We start from the raw sequence: 7,965 nt of genomic DNA, 5'->3' as shown, positions 1-7,965 counted from the left end.
TGATACTACGTCAAGATAATAGACACAGATTTCTACCGCGCTTTCGCTTGGTGTCCTTCATAAAAAATTTCAAATAAAGAACGGTTTAAACTTTTTTATGAAGGTAAAATCAAGCTGCTGAATTTCCATACATATGTTCAAATTCATTCGGTGTATAGTAACCCAAAGTCGAATGGATTCGTTTGGAATTGTAGAAGAACTCGATGTATTCAAACAACGATTTTTTCGCTTCTTCTCTCGTTTTATACTTCATTTGATATACTAACTCGCGTTTAAGAATACCGTGAAAGGATTCAATACAAGCATTGTCATAACAGTTTCCCTTTCGGCTCATGCTGCCCATCATATGATACTTTTTTAACAGTCTCTGATATTCATGTGAGGCATATTGGACTCCTCGGTCTGAATGGTGAATGACTCCTTTCTTCGGATTTTGACGCTTGTAAGCCATCGTTAGTGCAGAGATCACCAATTCCTTTGTCATGGTTTTATTCATGGCCCAACCTACGATTTTACGAGAATACAAATCCATTACACTTGCCAAATACAACCAGCCTTCATTGGTCGGAACATACGTGATATCCGCTACCCACAACTGGTTTGGTTTAGTAGCTGTAAACTGTCGATTTAAAACGTTTTCACTTACTGGGTGATGATGTTTTGAATTGGTAGTAGCTTTATATTTTTTAACCGTACAAGATTTCCACTGGTTCTTTGTCATAATACGAGAAACCGTCCGCTCACTTACCTTCACACCTCGCTTATTCAGCGTTTTAGCGATTTTAACACTGCCATAACGTTGCTTAAATTCTAAGTGAGTCTGAAAAATCTCTTGTGATAACTTCTCGTGTTGTTTCTGCCTGTCACTTTTCGGTCGTTTTAGCCATTTGAAGTAACCACTTTTGGAAGCTCCCAGGACGTTGCACATCTTCTCCACTCGGAATTGGGAGCAATTTTTATGAATGAACTCATATTTTACCGAGGGCTTTTCGCGAAGTAGTGCATCGCCTTTTTTAAGATTTCATTCTCCTCCTGGAGCTCACAAATTTCCTTTTGAAGAGCTAGTAATTCAGCTTCTGTCGAAGAGAACGATTGGACAGCTTTAATCTCTGGTTGTTGACCATACTTCTTGATCCAGCCATGTAAAGTATTCTCATTCACACCCATTTCTCTAGCCACTTGAGCCACAGGCTTATGATTTTCACGAATATACTTTACCGCTTCAATTTTAAATGTCTCATCGTATCGTTTTCCGTTACCTCTTGCCATACAGACACACCTCGTTATAGTTGATATATTTATTATAACAATCTGTGTCTACTTTTTAGTCTAGCATCAGTTTCTCGTTTTCTTATTTCAGATGGCCGCTTTTGAATAGACGTCCCAACATTGAATCGTCCGCGTGTCTCTTTTGGTTTTTGACGTTTCCCTTTCTGTCTTAATAAAGACAGATCTTGTTTGAATAGTTTCCCTTGATATAACCAGTTATAGATCGTTTTGAAGGAAACCTCACCTTTCAAATAGCCATGCTAGATTTGTTCCGGGGACCAAGTAGCTTCTAATTTTTCTTGGATTTTTCCGCAAGTTCTCTGGACCATTTACCGATAGGTTTACAAGTTTTTCTTCTCTGGATATATTTTCTATGTGCTTGTTCACTGTGGTATGTACAGTTTTCTTGGGCATTTCGTTTTAATTCTCGTGCGATAGAAGAATGATGACGCTTCAAAATCACACCAATTTTTCTTGTGGAATATCCTAATTTATAAAGTGATTCTAGTTGTCCACGCTCAAACGTGGTAAAATGTGAATAGCTCATACTCGTCCTCCGTGTAAATGGTTGTGTGGTAACTTCTATTTTACACGAAGCGAGGTGGGCTTTTTTATTTTTTCTTTAGGTGTCGCACTTAATAATACAATTCGTCATATAACTGTGGACACGTAAATAATAAAAGGCATACTGGTACAACAATCTATTATGGACACAACTTTTGTATTACTAGGTTTCTCTGGGAATAATCCTAATTTTGATAAATGGACAACGTGGGTACGGAATAATTTAGGTGAACAAATGCCTAAAATCTATATGATGGGGTATGGACAGAAACATCGTCTAACAGAACTTAGAGCGAAGGGGATTACATTAATTGATTTTAAAGGTATGTATGAAAAACATGATAATCCATATAGTGAAATGTTTAACGATTTATTTGAATTTCTGTTTTATAAAAATAGGGAGGAAAAAACAAAATGGCCACATCGAACTTATAAAAGCATCCAACTAAGTATAGAAAATTTAAAATATAATAGACAAACTTATCTAGGATGGATTGTTATGCCTACGAAATTCGGAGAAATAATGCTGAATATATTCGTCACTTCGGAAATATCGCAATAAAGAATGCGTCTTATTTGGAAGATAATGGTAATTTGGATTTCTTAAATGAGGTATTATGGTGTTATGAAAATGATGTATTTGAGCGGATTTTTTTAATCAAGTTTTAGCGAAAAATGGGATTCTCTTTGTCTTTTGAAAATCCCATTTTTGCTGATTTCTATTTTGTTCTAAACAGTCACGAACTTCTATTACTGTTTGTATGATTACATTCACTAACTGGCTTAGTTGCATGTCCTTGATCATCTGTACACCAAGACTGAGATTGAAATGCCAGAAACATACCCACCCATCTATTTTCTTCCTCAAAATGAATAAGAACACCACCATCTTGCCATATCCCGTCATCACCTTTCCAGTTAGGACTATTTCCTTGATTCATATGAATATCATGAATTCCTCTACCTGGTGAAAAGTGAAAATATTTGTCTTTGTTATTTTCATGTTTAAATTTTTCTCCATAAGCATAAAACGTAGCATTCTTGCTTTTAGCTTCATCTATATATTTGCTAACTTTTTCATTTAAGTCATTATTTGGTCCATCCTCTGTTGCAGGTAAAGCTATCATTTTTGTTGGATCAAATAAACCACCACGAATATAATCTAATGCAATGTCCTGATTATCATTGGTAATTTGAGTGAACCCTTCTGGTAACGTTGGAATAATTGTTATTTGTTTAGAATTAAAATCTTCACTTACATAATACAGGACTTCTGAAGGACTTTCCTTAGAGGCAACGTTAATTGCAATTCTATAATCCTTACCATGCGCTTTAATATGCACTTCGTAATGAGGAGTTTTGTCATTTGAATCCACAGGTCTTACATCAAAAACTTTACCTTTTAATACTCCGTATTTAAATAAGGGCATGGTTTCTTTAACCTCCAGTTTAGTTTAAATATCATAACAACATTATAATTGCCTAATGATAATCATTTTATGTATCTATTAAACAGGAGTAACACCATATCGCCATGAAGCTAAAAAGAGATTGTATTCACGAAACAGTCTGAATACTGAAGGCCTAATGTTTAAACTTAAAGCTTATTTCATCGTAATTTTAACCTTCGTTCTATCTGAAGTTTTATCTAATTTATTGCTGATATATGAATTTGTTCTCCTATTGTCTTTAGGATGTATATAACAGTTGTATTATTTTTGAAGGATGGTTTTAAAGTCTTAGGGATATTAATTGTAGTAGATAAAATTACTGTACAAATACTGTCCAAAGGAAGGAAATAGCTCATATACAAACAAGCAATTTCAACAATCGTTGTTTGAGAAGCTTATTTGCTAGCTAAAAATACATGAATATAGAAAAAACATTTTTGGTTATAATATAAGAAGAAGTTGATTCTGCGCGTTCAACTTCTCATGATTATCTATGGTGTATAGCACATCACCTGGTCAGAGAACCTTTCGTTTATGTAGGGTTCTCTTACTTTACTTTCAATATTAAATATAGTCATATGAATGCTTTTTTCCTGATAAACATCCCTTTAATTTTTATAATGTGAAATGTCATTAAGCTAAGCCCTGTTATTTAGAAGATGGAGATTTATTGACTAAAAATGTTTAAATACAACGTTATACTAAATTTAAAAAAAATTTCCATTAATAAATTAGGAAGAAATAGCAAGAAAAGATAAAAAACAAAATTATGTTACCTAAGGTTCTATATTCATGTCCATCAACTTAAGAGTCCAAAATACAAAACGTCATTCTTTCTAATCTAGCTTGCTTAGAAAGAATGATGTTTTTGTATTTGAGAGTATTAAAATCTTTTTAGTTAATGAACATATATCTATATCCCTAATGAATTTATTCAATAAAATGTTTAAATCTGATGCAATAAGAACAGGTTAATGGGGAGGTCATTTATTATTATCATGAAAGGGTGTTAAATTTGCATACAAAACGTTGTTCGCATAAAAATTGCCAGTGTTTTATTGTACCTAATTATATTTTAGAGAATTTAGCTCAAAACGAAGTAGAAGCTGCACGAATCAGCTTAGCAAAAAGTCGGCATATTCGAAAACGCAGAATCTTGAAGGAATATGATATTAATGGTGTTGTTGCCTTAACTGATGCAGGAACAGGACCACGAGGTGAATCTGCTCGCCATGTATACGATTGTAAAGGAGGAACAGAACTTCGGGTTAATGAGATTAGGAAAGAAGGAGACAGATCAAGTGGAGATACCGTGGTCGACCATGCGTATGATTATGCTGGGGTTGTGCGTGATTATTTCAAGAATGTGTTCCATCGTAATTCTATTGACGACAATGGTTTGGATCTCATTCTGAACGTCCATTATGGTCACAATTTCCAAAACGCCTATTGGGATGGTGATGAAATGGTGTTTGGTGATGGTGATGGAATTATTTTTACCAGTTTTGCAAATTCACTCGATGTCATTGGGCACGAACTTACACATGGTATTACACAGTTCATTAACGGATTAGAGTATGAAGGACAGTCTGGAGCCTTGAATGAACATATTTCGGATGTATTTGGTATTGCAATTAAACAAGCTTATTTAAAGCAAACAGCACAAGATGCTGATTGGCTAATTGGTGCTGATATAATGGGGCCAACACTAAAAGGACAAGCCCTTCGTTCAATGAAAGCACCCGGTACTGCATTTGACAACAAACTAATGGGTAAGGATATGCAACCGGATCATATGAAAAACTATTATCAAGGAGATCGCGATCACCACGGTGTTCATATTAATAGTGGTATACTAAATAAGGTGTTTTATCTTGTATCCATGGAAATTGGAACAGATAAAGCAGCCTTGATATGGTATACTGCAATTCAAAGCTTATTTGCAACTACAAATTTTAATCAATTTGTCCAAATTGTTATCAAAGCAGCACAAAAACTTGTCGATAGTGGGGAAGTTCCTAAAACAGCAGCCAAAACTGTAGAATCTGCTTTTAAAGCTGTTGGACTACCTTATTAATTGGGGGGCTTTATCATGAAGTGGAGGCTCAATAATTAACATGTATATCCAATTTAGCTGTTCAGGAGGAATTGCTAACTTTGACTTAACCCTTCAGGCAGATACGGATGAATTACCAAAAGAAAAAACGAAAGAATTATTAGATTTAATCAAGCAATCTAATCTTTTCAGCCTCGAATTAAGTCAAGGAGAGGTTGCTACTATCCAAGGAGCGGATGCTTTTCTTTACGAGCTTAGGATAGAAGATGATAAAAAGAAAAAGTCCTTCTTATTTACCGATATAACAGCTCCGCAGGAAGTGCGCCCTTTATTAGATTATTTACGTAATCTTGCTATTGCAGAAAAAATGAGGGAATAACAAAAATAAATTAACATTTAAAGTACTAGTGTATTATAAAGCGATACTTGCTTCACTATATTATTCGAGTACTGTTGTTGTCCGAAAAATATATCTCCATGTATATAACCATTAAGTTTAGAGAAATGAGTCCAATGCCGAGGCATTGGACTCATATTTTATTTTTGGGATTTAATTTGTTTTCTTAAGTTGATGGACATGGGGATCCCGTTATATGTCCGTCAATTTAAGAACTTAGTGTTCCAAAAAACGAAAAAAATGAGGTGAATTCAAATGAATAACTGTAGATATATATAATGTTCGTTCTGGAGATATTTCAAAATATTAGTTTGTTGGGTATGGGCTGTCCCCTATAAATAAAAAATTCCCCTAAAATAAACTCCCTTTTTCTATGGAAAATATGTTTAAGGGAGGTACTCCTTTTTGTGTTCTTAAGCTCCTTGGTATATCAAGGAGGAGAATTATAAAATTAATTCAGATATGCAAATTTATAATTAAGGAGTTTTTTACTCATTTAAACTATACAAAAGCATAGTATTTAAGATATAGAGCTTTATTTTTTATTCTTGCACTGGAGATGGATTATTGAAAGTACTGTTTACAAGTAACATAAAATTTATAAAAGGAGTGAATAACATTGGCGGATTCTAATGCTACTCCATATTATTCAAAAAGTGTGAAAACAAACAACTATTATGAAGAAACAGATAACAATATAAAATCTGTTAATGAGCCCGACATGGATCGTATTAACGAACCATTGTATCGTCAACCAAGTGGTAAATTTTTTGCGAAAATATACGAGAAAGGAACAGAAAGGCCTATTAAAGATGCGAAAATCTCGATTTATGAAATGACAGAAGATGGGAAAATTGTGACTCCACGACAAGATAATATTATTACATTACATACTGACGAATTTGGGGAAACTCCTACTATTGCGTTACCTGCTCCTCCTCAAGAATATGCTTTCGATCCTTTAGGTCCTAAGCCATATAGTGAGTATACAATCTCAATTGAAGTAGAAGGATATGAGCCTGTAATAATTCGTGGCGCACAAATATTTGCCGAAGTTACAGCGAAGCAAACGATGGAATTAGAGGCTATTAATGAAACAACTGGTCGCTCATCAGTGAAAACGTTTGACATCCCTGCACATAAATTAATAGGACAATATCCGCAACAAGAAATACAACCGCAAATAAGCCGAAATCATGATACTGATGTTATGATACCTGAATTTGTTATTGTCCATCTTGGGCATCCTGATGCTCGTGCACCAAGGGTTAAAGTAAAGTTCAAAGATTATATAAAAAATGTGGTTGCACATGAAATAATGCCTTTGTGGAAAAGGGAAGCTATTATAGCCAATGCTCTTTGTATTATGTCTTTTACCTTAAATCGCGTATATACCAAACATTATGCAGTGAAAGGGTTTACAATAACAAATAAAATACAATTTGACCAACAATATGTTCTAGGTGGTAACACTTATGAACAAACTGATGATGTCGTAGAGGAAATATTCAAGCAATACATTGCAAAGCCTGGAATAATTGAACCATTTTTTGCACAGTATCGTGCGGGTAGAAAGATTCCATGTCCATATGCAATTCGACCAGGAATTCTCTATCAATGGGGGACCTCTTGTCTTGCAGAACAGGGGAAAAATCATATAGAAATTTTAAAATATTATTATAAGGATATTGAAATTCGATTAGCTGAGTTTATACAGGTTGTTAAGTCGTTTCCAGGAACTAATTTAAAAGAAGGTGATCAAAACGAAGCTGTTCGCACAATTCAAAAGTACTTATATCACATACGAAAAAAATATAAGGATATTCCTGAAATAAATGTAAGTGGAATATTTGATTCGAATACAACAAATGCAGTGAAAAGTTTTCAGAAATATTTCCAACTTGTCGAAAATGGAATTGTAGACAATGTAACGTGGAATCAAATAAGTGATATATATGTTAATGTAATTAACCTCCCAGGTGCTTATCCAATATTACAAGCAGGTAGCCGCGGAGAAAGTGTGAAAATATTGCAAATTCTTTTGAAAAGAGCTGGATTGTATACCGACGAGCCGGATGGGATTTTTGGAACGGGGACTGAGAAATCAGTAAAAGAATTTCAGAAAATTAAAGGCTTTACTATTACAGGAGTTGTAAGGAAGGAGTTATGGACAATTCTGGAGGAATCTCAGACTTTTGTAAGAAATTATCAAAATGCTTCATCTAACG

Annotated in this window: 6 protein-coding genes and 1 pseudogene; 4 read left to right on the top strand and 3 right to left on the bottom strand. The window is 34.3% G+C overall.

All coding sequences use genetic code 11. The features are described 5' to 3' along the window. Positions 1 to 109: 109 nt before the first annotated feature. Together V7024_RS06710 and V7024_RS06705 are read right to left on the bottom strand one after the other, a co-directional pair. Positions 110 to 1,269, bottom strand: a protein-coding gene (locus V7024_RS06710) for an IS3 family transposase (protein ID WP_335517371.1) whose coding sequence is annotated in 2 segments (ribosomal slippage) — positions 110 to 1,008 and positions 1,008 to 1,269 — 1,161 coding nt in all. Because the reading frame shifts where the segments join, the coding sequence is not laid out codon by codon here. A 68-nt stretch (positions 1,270 to 1,337) separates the two neighbouring features. Next, positions 1,338 to 1,816: pseudogene (locus V7024_RS06705) on the bottom strand (IS30 family transposase); the annotation flags it as partial. Between the two features lie 159 nt (positions 1,817 to 1,975). On the opposite strand from V7024_RS06705, the gene V7024_RS06700 reads away from it, so the two are divergent. Further along, on the top strand, positions 1,976 to 2,395 hold the full coding sequence (locus V7024_RS06700; RefSeq protein ID WP_438824442.1) for a hypothetical protein: 420 nt from the start codon (positions 1,976 to 1,978) through the stop codon (positions 2,393 to 2,395). A 175-nt stretch (positions 2,396 to 2,570) separates the two neighbouring features. On the opposite strand, the gene V7024_RS06695 is transcribed toward V7024_RS06700, so the two are convergent. Next, complete coding sequence (locus V7024_RS06695) at positions 2,571 to 3,263, bottom strand: YukJ family protein (protein ID WP_335517369.1); 693 nt, start codon at positions 3,261 to 3,263, stop codon at positions 2,571 to 2,573. Positions 3,264 to 4,299: 1,036 nt separating this feature from the next. Here V7024_RS06695 and V7024_RS06690 point away from each other — a divergent pair. The 3 genes from V7024_RS06690 to V7024_RS06680 form a co-directional block, all read left to right on the top strand. Beyond that, on the top strand, positions 4,300 to 5,361 hold the full coding sequence (locus V7024_RS06690) for a M4 family metallopeptidase (protein ID WP_335517364.1): 1,062 nt from the start codon (positions 4,300 to 4,302) through the stop codon (positions 5,359 to 5,361). A gap of 40 nt (positions 5,362 to 5,401) precedes the next feature. Beyond that, the gene (locus tag V7024_RS06685; protein WP_335517361.1) at positions 5,402 to 5,719 is read left to right on the top strand and encodes a protealysin inhibitor emfourin; all 318 of its coding nucleotides are present in this window, start codon (positions 5,402 to 5,404) and stop codon (positions 5,717 to 5,719) included. A 715-nt stretch (positions 5,720 to 6,434) separates the two neighbouring features. Beyond that, on the top strand, positions 6,435 to 7,965 hold a 1,531-nt coding region (locus V7024_RS06680; protein ID WP_438824443.1), incomplete at its 3' end, for a peptidoglycan-binding protein.

Source organism: Bacillus sp. JJ864 (assembly GCF_036963045.1).
Lineage (GTDB): Bacteria > Bacillota > Bacilli > Bacillales > Bacillaceae_G > Bacillus_A > Bacillus_A pseudomycoides_C.
This window is presented reverse-complemented; position numbering and strand designations above follow the sequence as displayed.

What these genes read in the sequence shown, in the direction of transcription:
- V7024_RS06700 (WP_438824442.1), top strand. Translation starts at nt 1,976, where the DNA reads ATGGACACAACTTTTGTATTACTAGGTTTCTCTGGGAATAATCCTAAT.
- V7024_RS06695 (WP_335517369.1), bottom strand. Translation starts at nt 3,263, where the DNA reads ATGCCCTTATTTAAATACGGAGTATTAAAAGGTAAAGTTTTTGATGTA.
- V7024_RS06685 (WP_335517361.1), top strand. Translation starts at nt 5,402, where the DNA reads ATGTATATCCAATTTAGCTGTTCAGGAGGAATTGCTAACTTTGACTTA.